This window comes from Mycobacterium sp. 20KCMC460, assembly GCF_022179425.1.
Taxonomy (GTDB): Bacteria; Actinomycetota; Actinomycetes; order Mycobacteriales; family Mycobacteriaceae; genus Mycobacterium; species Mycobacterium kiyosense.
Map to the genome: position 1 here is coordinate 513,250 of NZ_AP025524.1, position 24,657 is coordinate 537,906.

General features: G+C 67.8%; 22 protein-coding genes and 1 tRNA gene. 10 read left to right on the forward strand and 13 right to left on the reverse strand.

All coding sequences use genetic code 11. The features are described 5' to 3' along the window. Positions 1-48: 48 nt before the first annotated feature. Both MKCMC460_RS02400 and MKCMC460_RS02405 read right to left on the reverse strand, forming a co-directional pair. On the reverse strand, positions 49-615 hold the full coding sequence (locus tag MKCMC460_RS02400; protein WP_236979683.1) for a DUF998 domain-containing protein: 567 nt from the start codon (positions 613-615) through the stop codon (positions 49-51). 50 nt (positions 616-665) lie between these two features. After that, positions 666-1,085 (reverse strand): hypothetical protein, encoded by a 420-nt coding sequence (locus tag MKCMC460_RS02405; protein WP_236979685.1) that lies wholly within the window; start codon positions 1,083-1,085, stop codon positions 666-668. Between the two features lie 122 nt (positions 1,086-1,207). Between MKCMC460_RS02405 and MKCMC460_RS02410 the strand changes: the two genes are divergently transcribed. Beyond that, a complete protein-coding gene (locus tag MKCMC460_RS02410; protein WP_236979687.1) occupies positions 1,208-1,960 on the forward strand; it encodes a hypothetical protein in 753 nt (250 codons plus the stop codon). Positions 1,961-1,966: 6 nt separating this feature from the next. Here MKCMC460_RS02410 and MKCMC460_RS02415 read toward each other — a convergent pair whose 3' ends face one another. From MKCMC460_RS02415 to MKCMC460_RS02430, 4 genes are all read right to left on the reverse strand, one after another. Then, positions 1,967-3,178, reverse strand: a complete 1,212-nt coding sequence (locus MKCMC460_RS02415) for an acyl-CoA dehydrogenase family protein (RefSeq protein WP_238305283.1) — start codon at positions 3,176-3,178, stop codon at positions 1,967-1,969. Then, positions 3,175-3,825 (reverse strand): TetR/AcrR family transcriptional regulator, encoded by a 651-nt coding sequence (locus MKCMC460_RS02420; RefSeq protein ID WP_236979691.1) that lies wholly within the window; start codon positions 3,823-3,825, stop codon positions 3,175-3,177. Before MKCMC460_RS02420 ends, MKCMC460_RS02415 begins: the two co-directional genes overlap by 4 nt. Before the next feature lie 104 nt (positions 3,826-3,929). Further along, entirely contained in the window at positions 3,930-4,877 is a 948-nt protein-coding gene (locus MKCMC460_RS02425; RefSeq protein WP_236979693.1) for an FAD-binding oxidoreductase, read from the reverse strand. 2 nt (positions 4,878-4,879) lie between these two features. Next, a complete protein-coding gene (locus MKCMC460_RS02430) occupies positions 4,880-6,094 on the reverse strand; it encodes a GNAT family N-acetyltransferase (RefSeq protein ID WP_236979694.1) in 1,215 nt (404 codons plus the stop codon). Positions 6,095-6,260: 166 nt separating this feature from the next. Here MKCMC460_RS02430 and MKCMC460_RS02435 point away from each other — a divergent pair, with 166 nt between their 5' ends. Continuing rightward, a complete protein-coding gene (locus tag MKCMC460_RS02435; protein WP_236984549.1) occupies positions 6,261-7,661 on the forward strand; it encodes an MFS transporter in 1,401 nt (466 codons plus the stop codon). Between the two features lie 187 nt (positions 7,662-7,848). On the opposite strand, the gene MKCMC460_RS02440 is transcribed toward MKCMC460_RS02435, so the two are convergent. Together MKCMC460_RS02440 and MKCMC460_RS02445 are read right to left on the reverse strand one after the other, a co-directional pair. After that, entirely contained in the window at positions 7,849-9,303 is a 1,455-nt protein-coding gene (locus MKCMC460_RS02440) for an NAD(P)/FAD-dependent oxidoreductase (protein ID WP_236979696.1), read from the reverse strand. Continuing rightward, positions 9,300-9,866, reverse strand: coding sequence for a PadR family transcriptional regulator (locus tag MKCMC460_RS02445; protein ID WP_236979698.1), 567 nt, complete (start codon positions 9,864-9,866; stop codon positions 9,300-9,302). The genes MKCMC460_RS02440 and MKCMC460_RS02445 overlap by 4 nt, the downstream gene beginning before the upstream one ends. 120 nt (positions 9,867-9,986) lie before the next feature. Here MKCMC460_RS02445 and MKCMC460_RS02450 point away from each other — a divergent pair, with 120 nt between their 5' ends. Both MKCMC460_RS02450 and MKCMC460_RS02455 read left to right on the forward strand, forming a co-directional pair. Continuing rightward, positions 9,987-10,415 carry a nuclear transport factor 2 family protein gene (locus tag MKCMC460_RS02450; protein WP_236979700.1) on the forward strand — a complete coding sequence of 143 codons (429 nt, stop codon included), beginning with the start codon at positions 9,987-9,989 and terminating at the stop codon, positions 10,413-10,415. 2 nt (positions 10,416-10,417) lie between these two features. After that, entirely contained in the window at positions 10,418-11,458 is a 1,041-nt protein-coding gene (locus tag MKCMC460_RS02455) for an LLM class F420-dependent oxidoreductase (RefSeq protein WP_238305285.1), read from the forward strand. Between the two features lie 13 nt (positions 11,459-11,471). On the opposite strand, the gene MKCMC460_RS02460 is transcribed toward MKCMC460_RS02455, so the two are convergent. Beyond that, positions 11,472-12,023: a TetR/AcrR family transcriptional regulator gene (locus tag MKCMC460_RS02460; protein ID WP_236984550.1), complete on the reverse strand. Its 552-nt coding sequence runs from the start codon at positions 12,021-12,023 to the stop codon at positions 11,472-11,474. A gap of 202 nt (positions 12,024-12,225) precedes the next feature. Here MKCMC460_RS02460 and MKCMC460_RS02465 point away from each other — a divergent pair, with 202 nt between their 5' ends. Beyond that, the gene (locus MKCMC460_RS02465; RefSeq protein ID WP_236979704.1) at positions 12,226-13,440 is read left to right on the forward strand and encodes a cytochrome P450; all 1,215 of its coding nucleotides are present in this window, start codon (positions 12,226-12,228) and stop codon (positions 13,438-13,440) included. A 2-nt stretch (positions 13,441-13,442) separates the two neighbouring features. Here MKCMC460_RS02465 and MKCMC460_RS02470 read toward each other — a convergent pair whose 3' ends face one another. Genes MKCMC460_RS02470 through MKCMC460_RS02480 form a run of 3 tightly spaced genes read right to left on the reverse strand, consistent with a single transcriptional unit; the run spans position 13,443 to position 16,719 of the window. Continuing rightward, complete coding sequence (locus MKCMC460_RS02470; RefSeq protein ID WP_236979706.1) at positions 13,443-14,657, reverse strand: sulfotransferase; 1,215 nt, start codon at positions 14,655-14,657, stop codon at positions 13,443-13,445. Next, positions 14,654-15,727, reverse strand: coding sequence for a DUF1214 domain-containing protein (locus MKCMC460_RS02475; RefSeq protein ID WP_236979708.1), 1,074 nt, complete (start codon positions 15,725-15,727; stop codon positions 14,654-14,656). Before MKCMC460_RS02475 ends, MKCMC460_RS02470 begins: the two co-directional genes overlap by 4 nt. Further along, positions 15,724-16,719 carry a hypothetical protein gene (locus tag MKCMC460_RS02480; protein WP_236979710.1) on the reverse strand — a complete coding sequence of 332 codons (996 nt, stop codon included), beginning with the start codon at positions 16,717-16,719 and terminating at the stop codon, positions 15,724-15,726. The genes MKCMC460_RS02475 and MKCMC460_RS02480 overlap by 4 nt, the downstream gene beginning before the upstream one ends. Before the next feature lie 89 nt (positions 16,720-16,808). On the opposite strand from MKCMC460_RS02480, the gene fdh reads away from it, so the two are divergent. From fdh to nrfD, 3 genes are read left to right on the forward strand one after another with little or no spacing between them, the layout of a single operon-like run. Then, positions 16,809-20,078, forward strand: coding sequence for a formate dehydrogenase (gene fdh / locus MKCMC460_RS02485; protein ID WP_238305287.1), 3,270 nt, complete (start codon positions 16,809-16,811; stop codon positions 20,076-20,078). Then, the gene (locus tag MKCMC460_RS02490) at positions 20,078-21,052 is read left to right on the forward strand and encodes a 4Fe-4S dicluster domain-containing protein (protein WP_238305288.1); all 975 of its coding nucleotides are present in this window, start codon (positions 20,078-20,080) and stop codon (positions 21,050-21,052) included. The genes fdh and MKCMC460_RS02490 overlap by 1 nt, the downstream gene beginning before the upstream one ends. Continuing rightward, positions 21,049-22,119: an NrfD/PsrC family molybdoenzyme membrane anchor subunit gene (nrfD, locus tag MKCMC460_RS02495; protein ID WP_238305289.1), complete on the forward strand. Its 1,071-nt coding sequence runs from the start codon at positions 21,049-21,051 to the stop codon at positions 22,117-22,119. The genes MKCMC460_RS02490 and nrfD overlap by 4 nt, the downstream gene beginning before the upstream one ends. Positions 22,120-22,136: 17 nt before the next feature. Here the strand turns inward: nrfD and selD are convergent, their stop codons facing one another. After that, on the reverse strand, positions 22,137-23,108 hold the full coding sequence (gene selD / locus MKCMC460_RS02500) for a selenide, water dikinase SelD (protein ID WP_238305290.1): 972 nt from the start codon (positions 23,106-23,108) through the stop codon (positions 22,137-22,139). Between the two features lie 116 nt (positions 23,109-23,224). Here selD and MKCMC460_RS02505 point away from each other — a divergent pair. After that, positions 23,225-23,317, forward strand: a tRNA-Sec gene (locus MKCMC460_RS02505). Positions 23,318-23,348: 31 nt separating this feature from the next. Next, positions 23,349-24,656 carry an L-seryl-tRNA(Sec) selenium transferase gene (selA, locus tag MKCMC460_RS02510; protein WP_236979716.1) on the forward strand — a complete coding sequence of 436 codons (1,308 nt, stop codon included), beginning with the start codon at positions 23,349-23,351 and terminating at the stop codon, positions 24,654-24,656. The last annotated feature ends 1 nt before the right edge of the window (position 24,657 follow it).

Consider the following 24,657-nt stretch of genomic DNA (forward strand, 5'->3'; position numbering starts at 1 on the left):
GTGGAAAGACAGTGCAACTCCAACCGATATTCCCGGTCGAGACCTATCTCACTCAGGCCGGTTGGATTGCAGGCACAACACGGTCCATAGCTGCCACAGGAAGATCGCATATACCGACCCGCGTTCCCAGACGCCGATTGCGGATATGTGCATCGATCCGCCCGCTGCGCCGACCGCGAATACCGATAAGCAGATAAACCCGAGTACGGCAATCACTTTCGATACGACGCGGTAGCCGCCGCGCCGGCGGGCCGGGGCTATCGCGGAGGAACCTGCCAACGTGGCGGCGTTACCGGCGGTCAGGGCCAGCGCCGCGCCTATGCCATGTAAGCCTCCACCGGGGAACGCACCCACCAGGGTGTTGCCGACGGCGTTCGCCGCGGCCAGCGCCAGGAATACGCGAGTCGTGCTGCGACGGAAAGACCCCGAAACGAGTACCGCCCCCAGCAGATAGGCCACGCCCTGCAGATAGAACCCCAGGTGCATCAGGTACGTGAGCGGCCCGTGGGCGCCGAGTTCGCTGATGTAGTTGTCGGCGTAGCTGTAGTGGGGTTGGTACCCGCGCGCGGCGGCCGCTTCGAGTAGCAGGAACCCGGCCACCCCGATCAGCCACACAGCGCCGCCGCAGATCCGCCTCCCGGCGGACAGTTGCGGCGCGGGCCGGCTCAGTTGGCTATCTCCACATGGATGTTCCTGGCCCCCACCACATTTCGCAGTCCGGAGCAGTTCACGCACCCGATACATCCAACACAGTCGGTGCAGCGCACGCACGCAATGCATCCGACACACCGGAGGCACGCGATGCAGCCCAGGCACGCCACGCAGTCGCGGACGGCCACACATATCAAGGCGAGCAGACTGGTGATCACCCCGACGCTTCCCGCGGTGGCCGCCGATGCCGCGACCGCGATACTGCCGGCGGTCGCGACCGAGCCGGCGACCGCGATCGACCCGGCCGCAGTCGTCGAGCCGGCGACCGCGACGCTTCCCCCGACGGCCGCGGACCCGGCGACGGCCGCGCTGTCCTGCACGGCGATCGATCCGACAATGGAATCAGTGTCGTGCGAATCCCAAGGCAGTGCCATGGAAGTCATCATGGCAGTTCGGCAACCGAAGCTGAAGCCCGCGCCGGCCGGTCGCTGCGATATCGACCGTCGGAGTGGGATCATGGGTGCCGGCCCAGGACCTGCCCGGAAAGGTTAGCCACGTGGACCTCGATCGCATCACCCACCCGCTGCGACTGGCGCGCGGCTCGCATCAGCCGGGATCGGCTAAAGGCTGTGCCATGAACGTCATTTCGTTCATCAACGGTGACGAGCAGATCACCGATTTCCCGGCGACCTCGGCCCGCCCGCTGGCCGCGTTCGTACACTTGTGCAACGACCAGCTCGCCGGGCCGGATGGCTACCTGGCGCCGGACGACGCCGTCATAGCCCTGGATCTGGGCTGGCTGACCGTGGGAACCGCGTGTGACGGAGCCGTCGCCGACCGCGTCGTCCGTGCCTGGGTGTCCAAGCTGTTGATGAGCCCGCCTTGGGGCGTGATCCGCTACGCCGGAGGTGCCGCAGCCGAGGTGATCTCCGGGATCGGGGAGTTGCATCGCACGCTGGCGCCGGGTGAGCTGCCCGACATCGCCGTCTGGGACGGCGCCGCCCGCGCCGCGCGCGAGATCAGCGCGTCGATGGCCCCGGGGGCGCAGCGCTACGCCGTTCGGGCCGCATACCAGTCGACGGCGTTGGCCGACACCGACAAGTGGGAGACGCTGGATGCGGTGACCGGTAACGCCTTACGCGCCCACCGGTTGGCCAACCTGGACGGGGGAGCGGACCGGATCGTGGCGGTGACCCGGCACGCCATCCGGTCCTGGCGGCGCCTCGCCGGACTCAGCGTCGTCGGCAACGGCTCCGTCCCGGTTGCGACGGCGGCACGCCGCAAGGGTGCCGCGTGGCAGGTGGCATGACCGCGGTCAGCGGATGGCCAGCCCCGTCAGCGCCCGCGAGATCACCAGACGCTGAATCTCGCTGGTGCCCTCGAAGATGGTGAAAATCTTTGCGTCGCGGTGCATCCGCTCCACGGGGTAGTCCCGGGTGTAGCCGTTGCCGCCGAGAATCTGGATGGCTTCGTCGGTGACGTAGACCGCCGTCTCACTGGCCACCAGTTTGGCCATCGAGCCCTCGGCGGAGTCGAAGTTCTGGTTGTTGCGCGCCATCCATCCTGCCCGCCACACCAGCAGCCGGGCCGCGTCGATGCGGCTCTTCATGTCGGCCAGCTTGAACGCCACGGCCTGGAACTCACCGATCTTGCGGCCGAATTGCTCACGCTGGCAGGCATAGTCGAGCGCGTACTCGTAGGCGGCGCGGGCCACGCCGACGGCCATGGCGCCGACGGTGGGCCGGGTGCGCTCGAAGGTCTTCATGGCCGCCTGACCGCCCGCCGAGGCGCCGGATTTCACTCGCGCGATCCGCTTTTCGAACTTCTCGCGGCCACCGAGAATCGCGTCCTCGGGCAGGCGCACGTTGTCGAGCACGACCTCGGCGGTGTGCGACGCGCGGATGCCGTGCTTTTTGAACTTCTGCCCCTGAGCCAGGCCTTTGGTGTCCGGTCCGATGACGAAGCTGGCCTGGCCGCGGGTGCCGAGCTCCGGATAGACCGAAGCGACCACGATGTGCACGTTGGCGATGCCGCCGTTGGTGGCCCAGGTCTTGGTGCCGTTGAGCACCCACTCGTTGCTGGCCTCGTCGAAGCGGGCACGGGTGCGGATGCCGCCGACGTCGGAGCCGGCGTCAGGCTCCGACGAGCAGAATGCACCGAGCTTGGGTTCGGCCGCGGTACCGAACATCTCGGGCAGCCACTGGCCGAGTTGTTCGGGTGTCCCGTTGCCCGCCAGCGCCGCCGCCGCCAGTCCGGTGCCCATGATGGACAGCGCGATTCCGGCGTCGCCCCAGAACATCTCCTCGAACGCGGTGAGCATGCCCAGTCCGGTCTCTTCGGCGGCCTGCTGGGCGAAGAAGTCCGGGGAATACAGCCCTACCTTGGCGGCCTCCTGGATGACCGGCCACGGCGTTTCCTCGCGCTCGTCCCACTCGGCGGCCGCCGGGCGGATGACGTCGGCGGCGAACTTGTGCACCCAGTCGCGCACCTCGATTACATCGTCGGAGAGCTGCATCGAGAATGTCATCTGTTATCTCCTGAAATAGGTTGGCGTGACGTCGTTTTCGGAGTTCTATATTGTGTGAGCACACTGAGCGTCTGATTGACCCAGGCTTCGAAATAGCGGTCTTCGTCGATGTTGCCGGGTAGTCGCCCGGTGAGCGCTTGCAGCGTCGACGCATAGGACAATGACCCGATGGCGGCGGCCGCGGCCGCTTCGGGATCGGGGATGCAGGTGCGACCGGAGCGATTGGACGCGGCCAGTTCGTCGGCGAACCGCTGGTAGGCGTTGTCGGTGATCACCTGCCAGGTTTTCTCGTCGAGATCGCCGAGCTCCTCAGGTTCGCGCAGCATGACCTTGAGCAGGTCTTCGCTCTGTTTGAGGTTGCTCCAGATCAGCTCTCCTGCGGTGCGCACCGCGTGTTCTACGCTTTCGGGTTCTCTTGCGTCGTACTGCTCGCGTGCGGCAACGACGCTGCTGATGCGGTGCTCGACCGCGGCTTCCAGCAGTTCGCGCTTGGAGCCGAAGTGCTTGTAGAGCGCGCCCGAACCCGGTGCCAGGCCGGCAGCACGTTGAATGTCGGCGACCGACGTCGCCGCATAGCCCTTGGCAGCGAACAACTTCAACGCCTCTGCCAACAGCCGGTCGCGTCCGCGGGCAGCTTCGGCAGGCATGGTGAGAGAGTAATCACTCACCAACGCAGGAGGCAAATTTCGCCGATGTGGGTTGGCACACACTGCCGCGGCCGGCTGCCTACACCGTGCTGGACCGGACACCGCTAGATGTTCACCAGATCACTCGATGGTTCGTCGTTCAACACCGATTGGGCTAGCAGTTCGCCCAGCAGGGGGCCGAACTTCATCAGGTTGCTGCCGACGAACGCGGTCACGGCGCCACGGCGCGTGAGCCGCCAACCGTCACCGCCGGCGTCGAGCCATGATGCGCTCGCGGTGACGCAGTCGACCCGGCTCACCGGGGTCAACGAGGGGAACAATGTTTGCACCACCGCCGGATCCGGCACATCCTGGCCGAAGGCCCAGAGTCCAGTGCTGCCGACCGGCAGTCCGTAACCCTCGGGTGCCGAAAGGCAGGCGGCGCCAACGGCATCGGCGCCTTGATAAGTGAAACGAGTGTGGGGCGCGAACTCGATGCCGAGCGAGCCGAACAGGGCCGTCGTCTGTACCCCGGCGCAGATCAGGATGTGATCGGCACGAAGGAAAGTCCCGTCCGACAACGCCGCTGAGCCGTCGTCGGCGACCGACATGACCTCGTCGCGCCGGATGGTCACCCGCCGCGACAAGGCCACCAAGGCCCGACGGATCCAAAGGCTGCCGCCTAGAGGGTCGAAAATCCCGGTCTGCCAGGGTGCTTGAAGGAACGGTATGCGCGCGGTGATGCCGTCCCGATCGAGCCGGGAAAACGTGGCTCCGGCGGCGGTCATCGCTGCCGCGGTGTCGTCGCAGTCGCCCGCCGCGACGAATCCCTCGGTCCCCAACAAGCGGCCGATGCCGAACTCGGATTCCCATCGCCGCCAGCCGACACGGGCTTCGAGGGCGAGCCGGCACAACGTCGGGCGCCGGTGGGCGATCCGGAAGATCCGGGCCAGCCCCGCCGACTGCTCGGCGAACGGTTCGCCGCGCTCCAACACCACTACATCGACGCCACGTTGGGATAGCGCGTAAGCCGTTGCAAGCCCGCATATTCCGGCACCGACGATAACGATCATCGTTAGAAGAAAAACCCGGCATGCGGTGCGCGGGGCACCGCGAAGAGCCGATCGGCGGCCACCAGTGCCGCGGGTTCGCCGACGTGGGCCAGCCCGGCGACGGCGAGCGCCTGCCAGGGCGTGCCGCCCAGTAGCACCGCGGCGAGCCCGGCCGCGTCGACGTGCAGCTGGGGGCGCTGGTCGGTCGGTTCCGCGCCGTCGGGCGTGACGGCGTAGGTCGCCGAATTATGCTGCAAGATCGGGTCATTGACCGCGATGGTGATCCGGTCGCCGTCGGCGTACCGGCGAGCGGCCAGTGCCGCACGGACATCGACCACGCGCAGCCAGGTTTCGTCGTAGACTGCGGTCACCTTCGCGGCGCGCCGATCGAGCAGCAGCAAGGGCAGCGGATCGTCGAGCGGCAGCATCCAGAACACCACTCGGTCAATAAGATCCAGGCCGAACAGAAACCGCAGCAGGCCCAGGTACGCATCGGCGGTGGGGGCAAAGAAGTCCTCGACCACGATGGTGCGCTGGTCGCTGACGAACCACCTCTCGGTGTTGATCGGGCGGTACCGGGCGAAGCCGGATTCGGCCCCGGGTTCGCCGTGCACCGCCACATACGCAGGCCCCGGAGCCGCCTGGTGGCGCAGGCGCAGGCTGCGCCACCACACGGGTGACCGGTCGACGGTGCCGGGCCGCGACGGACGATTCTGAGAGTAGATGCGCGGCAACACTTCCCAAGCCTCGGCGGGATCGAGCAGTCGCACCGGTCCGCCGGATCCGACGCCGGCACGCAGCGCCGCCCGTGCCGTCACCACCTCCACGCTCTGGGTCGAACTGGCCACGCCGTAGCCGTAGCGCTCGTAGATCGTCGCTTCCGAGGCCCGTAGCGACGCGACCACCTCACCGCGGGCGGCGAAGTCCCGCAGTTGATGCTGCACCAGCTCGGAGGCGATGCCCTGGCGGGTGAACGACGGCAACACCCCGATGTGGGTCACCGCGGCGTGCTCTACGACGGCGCCACCGGGCAGGGTCAGCCCTCCGGAAACGGCGTCGGCGGTGCCGACGAGCCGTCCGTCGACGAACGCGCCGATGGTACGGCCGGGTTCGAGCAGGGTGGTGATCTGGCCGGGCTGCAGGCTCAGCGGCGGGAAGCCGATCATGGCGGTGCGAAACACGTTCGACGCGGCGATCAGATCTTCCTCGGCGTCGAGCACGCGGATGTCGGTGGTCACCCCGCCATCATGACCTGCGTTGCCGGCGGCGCCGGGTCGCGGGGGGACCGCGGTCCGGGCGATTCCGGGCGGGCCTTACGTTGGGAAAGTGGTCGACGGTGTTGATGCTCGCGCGGATCCGGTGTCGGCCGGACGTGTGGGTCGTCCGGCGCCGCTGATCGCCGCGATGTGCCTGGCGGTGCTCACCGTCGCGGTGCTGCAGACCGCGGTGGTTCCCGTGCTCGGCGTGATCGCCCACCAACTGCAGGCCACGCCGACGGCGGTGAGCTGGGTTGTCACCGCCAATCTGCTCAGCGCCGCCGCCGCCACCCCGCTGGTGGGCCGGTTGGCGGACCGCTACAGCAAGAGAGCCGTGCTGCTGGCGGTTCTGGGCGTCGTTCTGGCCGGGTCGTTGCTGGCCGCGGCGACGACCTCGCTTGCGCTGCTGGTGGCCGGCCGGGTGTTGCAGGGCGCCTCGTTTGCGCTCTACCCGGTTGGTGTAGCGATTCTGCGCGCCGAGTTCCCCGAGCCGGTGGTGGTGCGAGCGCTCGCGGTGCTTTCGGCGACGCTCGGGTTCGGCGGCGGGATGGGGCTGGTGGTGACGGGGCTGCTGATGTCCGGCAACGCGGGCTACCACCGGGTGTTCTGGCTGGCAACGGTGTTCGTCGTGGTGGTCATCGGTGCGGTGGCCGCATTGGTTCCCGGCCGGCCGGGTGCGGGGGACGGCTCCATCGACTGGCTGGGCGCGGCGGGCCTGGCCGCTGGACTCACCGGCGTGATCCTGGTGGTGACACAGGGCAGTCACTGGGGGTGGTTCGCCCCGCGCACGATCGTGGTGGCATCGGCGGGACTCGCCATCCTGGTGGCGTGGTGGCAGTGGGAACGCCGTCGGCGCCACCCGCTGGTGTCCACCGCGATGCTGACCCGACGGACGATGCTGCTGACGAACTTGTCGACCGTTCTTGTCGGAGTCGGCCTGTACATTTCGTTCCTGGGCTTGACGCAGTTCGTTCAGATGTCGCGCGCGGCGGCGGGTTACGGCTTCTCGGCGACGGTGCTGTACTCCAGCGTCGTGTTCCTGCTGCCCGGAGCGCTGGCCGGGATGGTGATGGCCACCGCCAGCGGCCGCTTCATCGACCGCTTCGGTGCGCAGTCGGTCCTGGTCGCGGGGGCGGTGGTCGGTGCGCTCGGGTTCGCGTTGCTGGCCATTGCCCACGACGCGAGGTGGCAGGTGATCGTGGCGGGGGTGTGTATGAACGTCTACGTCAGCCTGGCCTACGGTGCGTTGCCTGCCGTCGTCGTCAGCGAGGCAGGACCCGACGAGACCGGGGTTGCCACCGGCATCAACGCGATCGCCCGCACGATCGGCAGTTCGATTGCGGCGGCAATGGTCGCGGGGGTGCTCGCGGCGTCTCACGGACGGCAAGGAATGCCCACCGAGTCGGCGTTCGTGTCGCTGTTCGTCCTGGGGGCGGTGACGGCCGCGGCGGTGGCCGTGCTGATCGCGGTGTCGGGGGTGCGAAGCCGTACGGGTGGGTCTTCGGCCGGTCGCGTGGACGCCCAGGCGCTCAATCACGAGTGGGGCTGATGGCGCGCCTGGTGAGCTTGGTGCCCGGCCTGTACCGATCCGGTCCACCGGGTGAGCGCGGCCGCCCATCCGGGTCACGCGGGTCGCCGGCCGATGCGATGTAGCCGTCCGGCCGGATCGAGATGGACGACGCGACGCTGACCGAATGGTTGCGGCCGGTGCTCGCGCACTACCTGGCCGGCAGCATTCAGCGGAGCTCGAAGTGGGCCGGCTCCGGTTCGGCCAGCATGGCCGTCAGCGTCTTGCGGTCATACGGCCAGAGGTCGACGGTGTTGTTCTCGGTCAGGTACCACGAGTTGCAGCCGGTGCTCCAGACGGTCGGCGTCATCGCTTCTGCCACAGCGGCATTGAACTCGTCGGTGGCATCCTCGGTCACCTCGATCGAGGTCGCCGCGCCGTCGCGCAGCATCTCCAGGAACTGCGCGATGTAGTGGGCGGTTCGTTCCGCCGAATACTGCAGCGAGATCGATCCGGTGGGAGAGTTGGGACCCAGTACCGTGAACAGGTTGGGAAAGCCCGGAATCGCCGTCATCCGGTAGGCCCGCGGGCCGCCGGACCAGGCCTTGTCGATGGTGAGGCCGTCGCGGCCGGTGATTTGAATCGGCCGCATGTAGTTGTGCGTCTGGAATCCGGTGGCCAGTACGATGACGTCGGCCGGCCGCTGACGTCCGTCCGCGGTGCGGATCCCGCTGGGGGTCACCTCGACGATGCGGTCGGTCACCAGCTCGGCATTCTCGGATTGGATTGCACGGTAATAGGTTCCGGACACCACCTGCCGCTTGCACAGTGGCTGGTAGTCGGGGGTTAGCTTGTCCCGCAGCTGCCGGTCGCGGACCTGCAGCCGCAGGGACAGCCGGGCGTAGGCCTGCACCGCGCGGCGCCGCCAGGACGGACGGGTGGTGACGTCGGCGAGGATTCCCGAAACCCAGAGCAGCGCCTGATACATCCGGTCGTGCGCAGTGGGATGACGTTTGAGTGCGGCAGCCAGTAATGCGCTCTGCCGCAACGTCATCGGCGCCCAGAGGATCCATTGTGGCGACCGGACGTAATGCGCGATGGACCGCGCGTCGGGCTGCAGAGCGGACACGATCTGTACGCCGGTGGATCCGGTTCCGATGACGGCGATGCGCTTGCCGTCGGTGTCGATCTCGGGGTCCCACCGTGCGGTGTGCACCACCGGCCCGGCGAATTCGTCGAGACCGGGGATGTCGGGCAAGGCGGGATGGTGCAGCACACCGGTCGCACACACCACGACGTGGGCGTCGATCTGCTCACCGCCAGCCGTGGTCAGGACCCATTGGGCGGTGGGCTCGTTCCATTGCGCGGCAACGACTTCGGTATTCAGCCGGATCCGGTCACCCAGCCCGAGGGTGTCCACCACGTCGCGGTGGTAACGCTGGATGTCGGCGCCGTCCGCCCAGATGTGAGACCAGTCCGGCTTGGGGGCGAAACCGAATTGGTAGATCTGGGAAGGTACGTCGCAGGTCAGGCCCGGGTATCGGTTCCAGTGCCAGACGCCCCCGACGTCGGAGGCCTTCTCCAGCACCGTGACGTCGGTGAAGCTGCGTTGGGTGAACACGTGCAGCGCGGTGATGCCGGCGAGCCCGGCGCCGATGATCACCACCCGCGGCATGTTTGTCATTGTCGCAGTGTTGACACGCGCCGATCCAAGATGGTCAACGCGCGCTCGGCCCAGCGCACGTTTTCCTGCTCGAACGATATTCCGCGCAGCAACGTCAGATAGGGGCCGATTCGCTCGGCGTGCTGCAGGTGGTCCTCTTCGGTGCGGTCGCCCAAGATGCGGGTGCGTAACCGCTCGTAGCGTTCGAGCTTGGCGGTGGACCACGCCAGGCGTTCGGCGATGAACTCGCGCACGGCCATGGTGCTGCCCGCGTCGGCGGCCTGCACCTTGACCAGCAGCTCGTCACGCATCACCAGGGGTTTGGGCGGGCGCGCGGTGAACTCGTCGATTGCGCGGTGGCCGGCGTCGGTCAGGGAGTACATCCGCTTGTTCGGGCGACGATCCTGCTGGACGAGGCGGGCTCGGATCAAACCCTGCTCGGCGAGCCGATCGAGCTCGCGGTAGAGCTGCTGCGGAGTGGCCATCCAGAAGTTGGCGACCGAGGCACCGAAGTCCTTGGCCAGGTCGTATCCCGAGGACTCACCCTCCAGGAGTGCGGCCAGCACGGCATCGCGCAACGACATCCAGGGATCGTACAACGAAGCACCTATTCAAAAAAGTGATTATTACCGCATGGACATATGGACCGTCGGCCTCTAGCGTCTGAGCTTGTTATTCATTGAGTTGACTACGCGAGGTTTCTTGTGACTTCTGAGCACCCATTCCGCAAGGCGGTCGAGTCCGGCGAATCGGCGGCCATCGAGGCGTTGCTGGCCGACGACATCGTTTTCACCAGCCCCGTGGCTTTCAAGCCGTATGTCGGCAAGCCGATCACTGCGGCGCTGCTGCGCGGCGTGGTGCGGGTCTTCGAGGACTTCCACTACGTGCGTGAAATCGGCGACGGCAACGGACGCGACCACGCCCTGATCTTCGAGACCGGGTTGGTTGGAGTGCCGGGCGTGCGCGTCACCGGCTGCGACTTCCTGCACTTCAACGACGACGGCCTCATCGACGACCTGATGGTGATGGTTCGCCCGCTGTCCGGCGCGAAGGCGCTTGCCGAAGCGATGGGCGCGCAGTTCGGACGGATCGAGCAGGAGGCGATCGAGATCGCCGCCACCCTGGGAGCCTGATCATGCGAATCGGACTGGCCATCAACTACGCGGGTGGCTTCAAGGAGGTGGCCGCCGAAGTGGCCGACCTCGAGCGGGCCGGCCTGGACATCGTATTCGTCCCGGAGGCCTATTCGTTCGACGCGGTGAGCGCGCTCGGTTACCTCGCCGCAAGTACCGAACGGGTCGGCTTGGCGTCGGGCATCTTGCAGCTCTTCACCCGCACGCCCACCCTGACCGCCATGACTGCGGCGGGCATCGACTACGTCTCCGGTGGCCGATTCACCCTGGGGCTGGGCGCTTCCGGGCCGCAGGTCATCGAGGGCTTCCACGGCGTGCCGTACGACGCGCCGATCGCCCGGACTCGCGAGGTCGTCGAGATCTGCCGTCAGGTCTGGCGGCGCGACACCGTGCAATATCAGGGCGACCACTACACGATTCCGCTACCCGCCGAGCGGGGAACCGGCCTCGGAAAGCCGCTCAAGTTGATCAATCACCCTGTCCGGGAACGTATTCCGGTGCTGATCGCCGCGCTGGGACCCAAGAACGTCGAGCTGGCCGCCGAGATTGCCGAGGGCTGGCAACCGATCTTCTTCCTGCCGGAGAAGGCGCAAGACGTGTGGGGCGACGCGCTCGCCGCCGGTCAAGCCAAGCGTGACCCCGCCCTGGGCCAGCTTGAGGTGTTCGCCGGGCCGGCGCTGGCGATCGGCGAAAACGTCGAGTCGCTACGCGAATTCGTCAAGCCACACCTGGCCCTCTATATCGGGGGCATGGGCGCCAAGGGCAAGAACTTCTATCACACCCTGGCCACCAGGTACGGCTACGCGGCGCAGGCCGACCGGATCCAGGAGCTGTACCTGGCCGGTGACAAGGAGGCTGCTGCCAAGGCGGTGCCAGACGAGCTGGTGCGCGACGTGAACCTGATCGGCACAAGGGAATTCGTCAAGGATCGGGTGGCGGCGTACCGCGCGGCCGGCGTGACCACGCTCAACGTCATGCCGATGGCCGCAACCTCGGGTGAGCGGGTGAAGCTGATCGAGACGTTGCGCGAGTTGGTCGACTGACCGACCGCGGCGGCTAACCCAGCTCGTTGTAGGACTGCCCGAGAAAACGTTCCACCATCGCGCGTTCGGCCGCCGGATCCTTCAGCGGCCAGTACCACAGCGACATGAAGACGTGGATGAGCCACTGGGTGGCCAGCGGGTCGGGGTCCTGTTCGCCGAGCATCTCGGCGGCGAACGCAGCGATCACCGGCGACGTGGTGATCCATTCACTGCCGACCGGCAGCTGGGTCGAGGGAAGCTGCACCAGCGGATAGGACCTCAGCCGTTGCAGCGCAACAATAGTGGCGGTTACCACGCGATCGCGGCCGGTGCGGCCGTCGATGGCTTCGCGCACGGTCTCCAGGACGCGGTTGGCTTGCATGCTGATGACGCCCTCGCGAATCGCCGCCTTACCGCCGGCCCGGCGGTAGATCGTTGCCGGTGAGCAATGGACCTTGGCAGCCAACGCCTCGATGGTGAACGCTTCATAACCCATCCGGCCGATGAGGTCAGCGGCCGCGGCGAGAATCCGTTCGGAACCCGCGTCGTGCCGGTTGCGTCCCAGCAGCCAATCCGCACCCGCCATCACGGACACTCGGCGGCGGTTGGGCGGGGCAACAGAAAGCGTCCAATTTTTCGCACCATGAGAATTTTATACGAGCTTTTCTCGCCGAAACGGCTGTTGGGGATGATCGGGTGAGGAGCCGTATCCGGACCGTCCTGCCGGTCAGTTTTCAACTTCGCGCGCCACTATTGCTGCCGGCGCCGACCTCACTCAACCTGTACGGATGACTGTTCTGGCTGACCCGGGCGCGTTCTTCGGCCCGGCGGCGTTGCAGAATCCCTACCCCCTCTACGAGCGGATGCGCGCCGAAGCCCCGGTGCACCAAATCGGTGACTCCGCCTTCTACGCGGTGTGCGGCTGGGAGGCACTGATCGATGCGGTCAATCGCGTCGAGGACTTCTCCTCCAACCTCTCCGCCACCATGGTGTTCCAAAAAGACGGAACCGTGACCCCGTTTCCGATGATCGAGGCGGGTAGCCCCAGCCACGCGCTGGCCACCGCCGACGATCCGGCGCACGCGATGCACCGCAAAATCCTGCTGCCACACTTGACCGCCAAACGCGTCCGCGTCATCGAGGGATTCACCGACCAGCTTGCCGATCGCTTGTGGGACCGGAATTTTCACGACGGGCGTATCGAATGGATGAGCGCGATGGCCAATCGGCTTCCCATGTTCGTGGTCGCCAACCTGCTCGGCCTGCCCGATGCCGATGTCGACGACCTCATCCGGCTGGGCTTCGCCACCACCACGCTGCTGGATGGTGTCGTGACGCAGGAGCAGCTTGCCGCGGCCGGCGCCGCGGCCTTCGAGCTCTCCCGCTACGTGATGGACCACTTCGAAAAAGCCTGCGACACAAATGAACCCGGTCTGATCCCGGATCTGGCGGCACGTCACGCCGCCGGCGAGCTGGACCAGACGGTGGCGATGGGCATCATGCTCACCCTGTTCAGCGCGGCAGGCGAGTCCACCGCTGCCTTGCTCGGCAGCGCGGTGTGGATTCTCGCCGAACGCCCTGACATCCAGCGGCAGGTCCGCGAGCACCCAGAGCTGCTGAACGCCTTCATCGAGGAGGTGTTGCGCTACGAGCCACCGTTCCGGGGCCACTACCGGCACGTGTGGCGCGACACGACCCTCGGCGGTGTGGCCGTGCCGGCAAACTCACACCTGCTGCTGATGTGGGGTGCGGCCAACCGGGACGCCGCGCAGTTCGATGCGCCGGACGAATTCCGGCTCGACCGCGCCGGCGGCAAGGGCCATGTGTCGTTCGGCAGAGGGACGCACTTTTGCGTCGGCGCGGCACTGGCGCGGATGGAGGCTCGGGTTGTGCTGCGAATGCTGTTGAGTCGCACCGAATTCTTAAACGCAATCGATGTCGGAAACTGGTTGCCCAGCATCCTGGCCCGGCGGCTGGATCGGTTGGAGCTCGCTGTCCGCTGACGTCAGCGACCGGCCAGCTCGGACAGGAATGCGAATCGCTCCCGTAATTCGTTCTCGTCGATCCCGAAGTCGGCCGGTTCGTAGCGGTGGCGGGCCACCTCGGCGCGGTCTGCCGCACGATAGGCGTTGACGAACCCGGCCAGGTCGGCCGGCGGTTCCATGCCGGCGGCGTGATAGATCACTCTGAGGGCTGCCGCCGGATCGCCGATGAACGCGCGGTAGTCGAAGTCGACGAACGTTGCCGCCCGGGCATCGGGGGAGGCGCGGAAATCCGTGGCCCGGCGGAACCACAGTTCGCTCTGGTCGATCTGCTGACGGGCGACGTCGACGGCATCGACATCGTCGCTGTAGGTCGAGCGGTACACCGCGAACAAGCTCGATCCGGACGTCAGCGTCTCGACGATGTCGCGGTGTACCTGCACCACCACCGCCCCCGGGAATGCGGCCACCAGGTGCCGCAGTTCGGCGGTGTGCGCCGGCGCTTTGAGGACGAAGCGACGACTGTCGTGGGTCGCGTTGAGCTGCAGCACTTCCCGATAACGCAGGTAGCTCTGCCCGAGGTTCTGTCCGGCCAGCCAAGCCGCGTAGCTCGGCAGCCGCAACATCGAGGTGAAACCCCAGTTGCGCAGGTCGGTGCCCATTCCCAGCACGCACTCCTCCGGCAGGTCAGGACCCGACGGATGCACGAACGCCATGTCCGGGTTGAGCGTGTGCAGCAGCTGGCTGGCCCCGGCGGTGGGGTAGGGATCGGCGGGCCGTTCGGCGCCGGCGAACAACCACGGCGAGACGAGTTCGGCGGGCAGCGGCGCATGCAGGCGGGGGTCGCTGCCCAGCAGCCGGAACAGAAACGTCGTCCCGGTTCGCCAGCCGCCGACGATGACGATCGGCGGAAGAAGTTGCGTGGCAACCACTTCGGGGTGATCTGCGCGGTACCGGGCGATCGTGGCGCCCGCCACCAGCCGTCCGACGGCCATCTGCTGCACCATGCGGACGCCGACCGCATTGAGACGGGCTTCGTGCTCGGCCGATCCCAGCAACGTCTCCAATCCTGCCTGCCATCCGTCGGCGAACGCGTTGGCATCGCAACGTCGACTGGCCTTTTCGACCACCGTTGCCACCTCGAGGCGGTACCGCTCGGGCTGCGCCGCCCGGTCCTGTTCGGCGGCGGCGTAGATGGCGAGTGCCTCCGGCGTCCGCGGCGTCGGCCGCCAGGTCATTGCCCGGCTCCGAGCTCGTCGATCCGCACCCGGCGGAGCGTGGGAAGCCCCGGCTCGGCGTCGGGCTGCAGGAATCGCAGGACGAACAAACCGAATCGTCGACCTCCGGTGTCGAGCCAGTCATAACCGGCGGCGCGTGGGTCACGGCCGGCGATCGCAAAGCGATACGTGCCGCCGGTGACCGAGCTGGTGGCCGCGGTGCGGGTCACCACCGAGTGGCGGTAGTCCAGCGAATTCAGGAAACGGTTGTACAGCACGATGTTCCAGTGCCGGCAGGTCACCAACGGGCCCTCCGCCACCAGTGCCTCATCCGGCTCCAACTGCCAGGCCCCGCGCAGGTAGTGAATGCCCGGTTCGGTGAACGCCGCCCCGCCCGCCATCGCCGACCAGTGCCGCACACTGTTGGGCTCCTTGAGGTCGGCGTCGACCGCGAAACCGAGCAGCTGTGGTAGTTGGGTGACAAACGCACCGAGCCGCGACAGATCGCGGCCTAAACGGTCTGAAGCAGGTTGCGGCCCTGCCGGTCCGGATCCCAGGGCGGAGATCCGGCACCATCCCGGGTGCACCGGGTCCACGCGATCGTGGATGTAACGCACCCACACCGACGTCGAGCCCTCCGGCAGTGCCAGCCACGCACCGGCCCCGGTGTCGTTGCGGCACAAGGTGATATCGAAGTTGCCGTCCGGGTCCACTTCCAGACCGTCGGTGTCCACCCGCGCTACCGCGGTCGTCTTAGCGATGTCAGTTCCGGCGTAGACGGTGATCGACTGGTACACCGAGTCCGCGACGTTGCCGGTGATCCGGTAGCGACCGTCGTCGCGGAGATCGGTGATCCAGTAGCGGTAGTCCGGGTTGTCCATGAAGAACTTCTGGCGCCAACCGTTGAACGGCATGAGTTCGGGTGCGTCGCGATCGGATTCGATGCGGCCCAGCAGATTGTTCGCCGCCCGCAGCAACGCAAGCCGGGCGTCGGTGCGATCGATGTCGTCGAGCCCGGCGGTGGCCTCGTCGAGTGCCCGCCCCGCCGCGGCCAGCCCGGCCGCCAGGTCTTGCCAGCCGTCGTCGGTCACGAGCGGCCCCGGGCCAGTGCGAAGCGCTTCATCATGAAGTCGAGGAGCTCCGGGGAGAGCAGGTCACCGGCATTCTCGACCCAGCACCAGCTACGTGCCACCTGCTTGCCCGACGAGCTTGCGGTCAGGCGCCCGAAGAAGTGGATGTAGCTGCCCGCGGTGTCGAAGGTGAACGTGTAGGAGTCCGAGCCGATCGAGGCCGCCAATACGGTCAACTTGCCGTCGGCGGTGAAGGACGGTGTTGCGACGATGTCGTCGTGGACCGTCGTCACATCGGCCTTGAATTGATAGCCGGGCCCGAATGCCCGCCCGCTGCGACCTTGCCAGAAGCAGCCCCCACCCCACTCGCCGTCGTCGTACTCATGTAGCCACGACACCCACATGCCCTGCAGCTTTCGCGCGATCGGCAGTTCCGGATACACCAAACCCGTTGGGCCGTAAGCGTAGTCCTGGTGCAGGTAGCCCGATACCTCGACACCGTCGACGATCCCGTCGGCGACCAGCAGCTCGTGGCGATACCAGGCCTGGTGTTCGATGCCGTCCTGGGACGGCACCCCAACGGTGAAGATGTCGGACACCGGTCGACCGTGCATCTCCCAGCGCCCGCTGGCGTCATACCAGTGAAAGCCGTTGCTATCACGCTCGATTCGGCCGCTGTAGAAGCCCAGGGTCGTCTTGTCTCCGCTGTCCTGGTACTCCAGCGGCTCGAACCAGTCGATCGTCGAGTACTCATCGAACAGGTGCGGCGGATCCCCCTCGAACGACGTCACCAGCTTCTTGAAGCCGGTGATGGGCGACACCACGTGGGTCATCCCGGCCAGAAAGTCGTCGGTGCCGCGCAGACCCCAGTACTGCTGTCCGGACGCGTCGCTGACCACCGCCCCGATCCACATCCCGGCCAAGCCCACGTCGGGGGCCGGCACCCACCCACGCCGGTAATGGTCCAGGGTGGGCGCTTGGGCGCGCACAGTGAAGTCGATTGGATCAGCCATGCGAATCGTCCTTTAGGTGCCCGGTCCCGCTGGATTCACGTCACGGCGACACTAGCGCCGAAGCCGGGCGGGCGCACTAGTCTTCTCATATGGCTCCCAAGAACCGCGTCTCGCGTCTATTTCTGGAATGGCCCGTCGTCCGGCAGTTTCGCTCGGGGGATGTGTTCGGCCGCGGCCCGGCGGTGACCTCCAAGCACACCCGTTCCATCACCCCGCGCACCAGCACCGCCGATCGGGTAGTGCAGAGCGTCTGCCCGTACTGCGCGGTCGGCTGCGGGCAGCGGGTGTACGTCAAGGACGAGCGGGTGGTGCAGATCGAGGGTGACCCCGATTCGCCGATCTCGCGGGGCCGGCTGTGCCCGAAGGGGTCGGCCAGCGAACAGCTGGTCAACTCGCCGGGCCGGCAGATCAAGATGCTCTACCGGGCGCCGCGCGCCACCGAATGGCAGTCGCTGGATGTCGACACCGCCATCGACATGGTGGCCGACCGCTTCGTCGAAGCCCGCCGGCACGCCTGGCAGGACATCGACAAAAAGGGGCACCCGTTGCGGCGCACCATGAAGATCGCCGCACTCGGCGGGGCAACGCTGGACAACGAAGAGAACTACGTCATCAAGAAGCTGTTCACCGCCGCCGGCGCCATCCAGATCGAGAACCAAGCCCGTATTTGACACTCCGCCACAGTTCCCGGTCTGGGAACTTCCTTCGGGCGCGGCGGCGCCACCCAGTCACTGCAGGACATGGCCAATGCGGACTGCATCGTCATCCAGGGCTCGAACATGGCCGAATGCCACCCGGTGGGCTTCCAATGGGTGGAGGAGGCCAAAGCCCGCGGCTGCAAGCTGATTCATGTCGACCCGCGCTTCACCCGGACGTCGGCGTTGTCCGACAAGCACATCCCGATCCGGGCCGGCTCCGACGTGGTGTTGCTGGGCGCCCTGATCAACCATGTGATCAGCAACGACCTGTGGTTCCGGGAGTACGTGCTGGCCTACACCAACGCATCCACACTGATCAACGAAAACTACCGGGACACCGAGGATCTGGGCGGCCTGTTCTCCGGCTTCGACCCCGAGACCGGGCAGTATGACCAGTCCTCCTGGGCCTATGCCAAGCACGAGGACGCCGACCACGAGCACGGCGCCAGCGCCTCCGATCGGGCCGCCGGAGACGCCTACGGCATGGGCGGGCCGCCACTGGCACACGCGCGGGTGATACGCGACGAGACACTGCAGCACCCGCGCACGGTGTTCCAGATTCTCAAACGGCACTACGCCCGCTACACCCCCGAGATGGTGCGCGACGTCTGCGGCATCGGCATCGAGGACTTCGGTTACCTCGCGCGAGCCATCACCGAAAACTCCGGACGTGAGCGCACCACCTGTTTCGCCTACGCCGTGGGCTGGACCCAGCACACGCTCGGAGCCCAATTCATCCGCACCGCAACGATTCTGCAGTTGCTACTGGGTAACGTGGGACGGCCCGGCGGCGGCATCATGGCGTTGCGCGGGCACGCCACCATCCAGGGCTCGACCGACATCCCGACGCTGTTCAACCTGCTGCCGGGCTACCTGCCGATGCCAAAAGCCGGTATTCACAACACGTTGCGCGACTACATCGAGGCCACCGGACCGAAGACGCAGAAGGGCTACTGGGCCAACGCCGACACCTATATCGTGAGCCTGCTCAAGGCGTGGTGGGGCGATGCCGCCACCGAAGACAACGACTGGGCGTTCGACTACCTGCCCCGCCTCGATGGCCCGCACGGCACCTATCAGACGGTCATGTCGATGCTCGAGGACGAGGTGGACGGCTACTTCATCCTGGGCCAGAATCCGGCCGTCGGGTCGGCGCACGGCCGGATGCAGCGCCTGGGCATGTCACACCTCAAGTGGCTGGTGGTGCGCGACCTCAACCTCATCGAATCCGCCACCTGGTGGAAGGACGGACCGGAGATCGCCTCCGGGGAACTGAAGACCGAGGACATCGAGACCGAGGTGTTCTTCTTCCCCGCCGCCACCCATGTCGAGAAGTCCGGGACATTCACCCAGACCCAGCGGGTGGTGCAGTGGCGCCACCAGGCGGTCGAACCGCCCGGCGACTGCCAGAGCGAACTGCAGTTCTTCGTCGAACTCGGAAACCGGATCCGGCAGCGCCTGGCCGGGTCCACCGACGAACGCGACCGCCCGCTGCTAGACCTGACCTGGAACTACCCCGTCGACGAGCACGGCGAACCCGACCCCGAGTCGGTGCTCGCCGAGATCAACGGGTTTCGCGCGGACGGTACCCCGCTGTCGGGATTCACCGAATTGCGTGCCGACGGATCGACGGCCTGCGGCTGCTGGATCTACTCCGGGGTCTATGCCGGCGGCGTCAACAAGGCCGCCCGCCGGGTGCCGCTCGGCGGCCCGAGCCCGATGCAATCCGAATGGGGTTGGGCCTGGCCGGCCGATCGGCGCATCCTCTACAACCGCGCCTCGGCCGACCCGGACGGCAAACCGTGGAGCGAACGCAAGAAGCTGGTGTGGTGGGACGCCGAGCACAGCCGGTGGGTCGGACACGACGTCCCGGACTTCCCCGTCGACCGCGCTCCCGGTTCGCGGCCCGATCCCGACGTCGGCGGACCCGACGGGCTGGCCGGCGACGACCCGTTCATCATGCAAGCCGACGGCAAGGGTTGGCTGTTCGCCCCGAAGGGCATGGTCGACGGCCCGCTGCCCACCCACTACGAACCGCAGGAATCGCCGATCGCCAACGCGCTCTATCCCCAGCAGCAGAGCCCGTCACGAATCCTGTTCCCGCGCAAGGACAATCTGTGGGCTCCGAGTGGCGGCGAACCAGGCTCGCAGGTGTATCCGTACGTGTTCACCACCTACCGGCTCACCGAACATCACACCGCGGGCGGCATGAGCCGCTGGCTGCCCTACCTGTCCGAGCTGCAACCCGAGATGTTCTGCGAGGTCTCCCCGGAGCTGGCCGCCGACCGCGGTTTGCAGCCCTACGGCTGGGCCACCATCATCTCACCGCGCGGCGCGATCGAGGCCAAAGTTCTTGTGACAGAACGAATGACACCCCTGACGATCGGCGGACGCACCATCCACCAGATCGGGTTGCCGTATCACTGGGGCGTGGGCAGCGACGCCGTGGTGAGTGGCGACGGGGCGAACGACCTGCTGGGCGTGACGCTGGATCCGAACGTGCAGATCCAGGAGTCCAAGGCCGGATCCTGCGACATCCGTCCGGGCCGCCGACCCCAGGGCGAGGAACTGCTGCGCCTGATCGAGGAGTACCAGTCGCGTGCGGGCGTGACCGTGGAGACCGATAACGTTCGACTCACCGAGCGCAACCGGGAGGGCTGATGGGTCAACTGGCCGGACCAACCGACCCCACCGGCGATGCTCGATGGCCGGATCCCAAGCCGCGCAAAGGATTCTTCACCGACACCTCGATCTGCATCGGCTGCAAGGCGTGCGAGGTGGCCTGCAAGGAGTGGAATCGCAACCCCCTCGACGGCGACCTGGAGCTGCTCGGCTCCTCCTACGACAACACCGGCCAACTGGGCGCCAGCACCTGGCGGCACGTCGCGTTCATCGAGCAGGGCCGCGAGCGCATCGAGCAGGCGCGCGAATCCGGCCGGGCCCTGGTGGGTCTGGGTATGCCGGCCATGCCGGGCAAGCCGGACCTCACGCCGCCGGACACCCCGGAGTTCCGCTGGCTGATGGCCTCCGACGTCTGTAAGCACTGCACCCATGCCGGGTGTTTGGACGTCTGCCCGACCGGCGCGTTGTTCCGCACCGAGTTCGGCACCGTCGTCGTGCAGCACGACGTCTGCAACGGATGCGGAACGTGCGTGGCAGGGTGCCCGTTCGGGGTGGTCGAGCGCCGCAGCGACGGCACCTACCGAACCCCTGCGCAACGGTCCGGGCAACGCTCGGATCGACCGGCGGAGGAGTTCGTCACGGGCGTCGCGCAGAAATGCACCCTGTGCTACGACCGGCTCCTCGACGATCAGGAACCCGCCTGCGCCAAGACCTGCCCGACGACGTCGATCAAGTTCGGTGACCACGACGGCCTGGTGCAGCAGGCCCGGGAGCGGGTCGCGGCGCTGCACGCCCGCGGGATGACCGAAGCCCGGTTGTACGGCGCCAACGAAAACGACGGCGTCGGCGGCACCGGATCGGTGTTCCTGCTGCTCGACGAGCCCGAGGTGTACGGCCTGCCGCCGGACCCGAGGGTGTGCACCGCCGATCTGCCGCGCATGTTCAACCGGGCCGGTCTGGCCGGGGTCGGGATGGTTGCCGCGGCGGTGCTTGCGTTCTGGAGGGCCCGGTGAGTACGTCTGAGTTCGACAGTCTGCGGCCTCCGGAACCGACCGGCGGGAAACGGCGCCGGCGGGGGCAGGGAAAGCGGCGCCGCGACGAGTCGCTGATGGTCCCCGAGGCAGAGTTCACCTCGTACTACGGGCGCCCGGTGGTCAAGCCCGCGCCGTGGGAACACGAGGTCGCGGCGTACCTGTTCCTGGGCGGAGTGGCCGGTGGGTCCGGCCTGCTGGCGGCCGGCGCCCAACTGACCGGGCGCGCTACGCTGCGCCGCAACGCCCGGCTGTCGGCGCTGGCGGCGGCGGGAATCGGGGCGGCTGCGCTGGTCAAGGACCTCGGCCGGCCCGAACGGTTCGTCAACATGATGCGCACCATCAAGCTCACCTCGCCGATGAGCGTCGGCTCCTGGATTCTGGCTGCCTTCAGTGCCGGCGCCGGTGTGGCCGCCGCCGCCGAGATCGACCGCCTGACGGGCGAGCGCCTGCCGCTGGGTCCGCTGCGGCCAGTGCTGCGGGCGGTCGAAGGCCCTGCCGGGTTGGAAGCAGGATTGTTCGCGCCACCGCTGGCGGCCTACACCGCGGTGTTGCTCGCCGACACCGCGACTCCGACCTGGAACGCCATGCACGAGGACTTGGCGTTTGTGTTCGTCAGCTCGGCCAGCCTGGCCGCGTCCGGACTGGCGATGATCACCACCCCGGTCGCCGAGACCGGCCCGGTGCGCCGGTTGGCCGTGCTCGGCGTGCTCGGCGATGTGGTGGCGATGAGACTGATGGAACGCCGGATGGACCCGGTGGCCGCCGAACCGCTACATCACGGTGGCCCGGGGGCGATGCTGCGGTGGAGCGAGCGCCTAGCCGTTGCGGGTGCCGCGGGCACCCTGCTCGGCGGCCGGAATCGCCTACTCGCGGCTATGTCCGGCGCGGCGCTGATGGCGGCGTCGGCGCTCACCAGATTTGGTGTGTTCGAAGCGGGCAAAGAGTCGGCCCGCGATCCCCGCTACACGATCGAGCCGCAGAAGCGCAGGCTCGCGGCCCGCCGCGCGGCCGGCATCACCGGCGACTCGATCACCACCTCCGGCTGAGTTCCCGAGCGCGGCGGCTAGCGGATCTCGATGCCCTGTCCGCTCGCCGTGTGGCCGATGACCGGATGTCCCGGTAACTCGCCGACCACCAGCAGCCCGCCCGAGGTCTGGGCGTCGGCCAGCAACAGCAGATCGTCCTCGGTGACGCCGGGCGCCGCGCGCAGGTGCGGCCGCACCCAGTCCAGGTTGCGCCTAGTCCCTCCCGAGACGAAGCCGTCGCGCAGCGCGTCGGTGGCGCTGTCGAGCACCGGAACCGCGGCGCGCTCGATGACCGCCCCGACCCGGGAGGCCCGGCACAGCTTGTGCAGATGCCCCAGCAGGCCGAAGCCGGTCACGTCGGTGGCGGCTTTCAACCCCGCCGCCACCGCTGCCTCGGCTGCGTCGCGGTTGAGCCGGGTCATGGTCGCGATGGCTTCGGCGAAGGCTTCGCCGGTTTGCTTGTGCCGGTTGTTGAGCAGCCCGACGCCGATCGGCTTGGTGAGAGTAAGCGGCAGTCCCGGCTCGGCGGCATCGTTGCGCAGCAGCTTGCCGGGATCGGCGACGCCGGTGACGGCCATGCCGTACTTGGGTTCCGGATCGTCGATGGAATGTCCGCCGATCACCGGGCAGCCGGCCTCGGATGCCACCGCCAGTCCGCCGCGCAGCACCTCGGTCATCAGCTGCAGCGGCAGCAGGTCCCGCGGCCAGCCGACCAGGTTGATCGCGACCACCGGGCGGCCGCCCATCGCATAGATGTCCGACAGCGCGTTGGCCGCGGCGATCCTGCCCCAGTCGTAGGCGTCGTCGACGACGGGCGTGAAGAAGTCGGCGGTGGACAGCACGGCAAGATCGCCAACCAGGACGGCGGCCGCGTCGTCTCCGTCGTCCAGCCCGACGAGCACGTCGGGGCCGGCCTGACCGGTCAGGCCCCGGACCGCCTCTTCGAGTTCGCCCGGAGGGATCTTGCAGGCGCAGCCGCCGCCGTGCGCGTAGCCGGTGAGTCGCCTCATCAGCCCGACATTACGGCCACGCCGGCCGGCAGTTGACTCTGCGTCTGCGGCACAAAAGTGCGAGAAGAACCCGCCTTGAGCGCTGAGTCGACGGCGGCCCGGCTAGGTTGGACCCTGGAGGCGTTTGGGTTCCTGGTGGTCCCCCCGGTCTTCAAAACCGGTGAGGCCGAGTATCTCGGTCTGGCGGGTTCGATTCCCGTCCGCCTCCGCGACATTGCCCCGAGGAGGTCGAGACATCAAGTGACACAGCTCGACCCGCGCCGCCTGATTCCCCGCACGGATCAGCTGATGGAACTACCAGCGGTGCAACAAGCGCGAAAACGGCTGGGCGACACCGTCGTACGAACACTTATCCGAGACATCCAGGACCGCGCCCGCCGCGGTGACCTGCCACCGGACCGGGTGCAGGACGCGGTGCTGCAGTCCCTGACCACGCGGGCCACCACCTCGTTGACGCCCGTCCTGAACGCCACCGGCGTCATCGTGCACACCAACCTGGGCCGGGCCCCACTGTCCGTCGGCGCCCTCGAGGCACTCGTCGCGGCCAGCGCCTACGTCGACGTCGAACTCGACCTCGCCACCGGCGCCCGGTCCAAACGCGGCACCGCGACCCGCGAGGCATTGCTCGTCGCCTGCCCGGCCGCCGAGGACGCACTGGTGGTCAACAACGGTGCGGCCGCGCTGGTGCTGGCAACCACCGCCCTGGCTGCGGGTAAAGAGGTGGTGGTCAGTCGCGGGGAGCTGATCGAGATCGGCGCCGGCTTCCGATTGCCCGACCTGATCGCCTCGACCGGGGCCCGGCTGCGCGAAGTCGGTACCACCAATCGCACGCACCTCCCGGACTATGCCGACGCGATCGGCCCGCAGACCGGATGCGTACTCAAGGTGCACCAGAGCAACTTTCGCGTGGCGGGGTTCACCGCCGCAGTGTCCCTCGCTGAACTCCGCACCGTGACCACCGCCCGCCAGGTTCCGTTGATCAGCGACCTGGGCAGCGGTCTGTTGGCGCCGGACCCGGTGCTGCCCGACGAGCCCGACGCCGCCACGGCACTGACCGACGGCGCCGACATCGTCACTGCCAGCGGCGACAAGCTGCTGGGCGGCCCGCAGGCCGGCATCCTGCTGGGCCGGGCCGACGTGGTGGCCCGCCTGGCCCGTCACCCACTGGCCCGGGCCGTCCGCGCCGACAAACTCACCCTGGCCGCGCTCGAGGCGACGGTAAGAGCCGGCACTTCGCCGGTGACCCAGGCTTTGCATGCCGACCCCGCGGCCCTGCGCGCCCGCGCCGAACGATTGGCCGCGGCGGTCGCAGCCCCGGTGGTTCCGCACGACGGCCGGGTCGGCGGCGGCGGCGCGCCGGGTGTGCCGCTGCCGGGCTGGGCGGTCCGGCTGCCCGAGTCGGCGGCCGCAGCGCTGCGCACGGGTCGCCCAGCGGTATTGCCGCGGGTGCACGACGGCGCGTGCCTGCTCGACCTGCGCTGCATACCGGAGTCCGACGACGATCGCCTGTTGGCCGCCGTCCGCGCAGCCCTGGGTGCGGCCCCCTGAC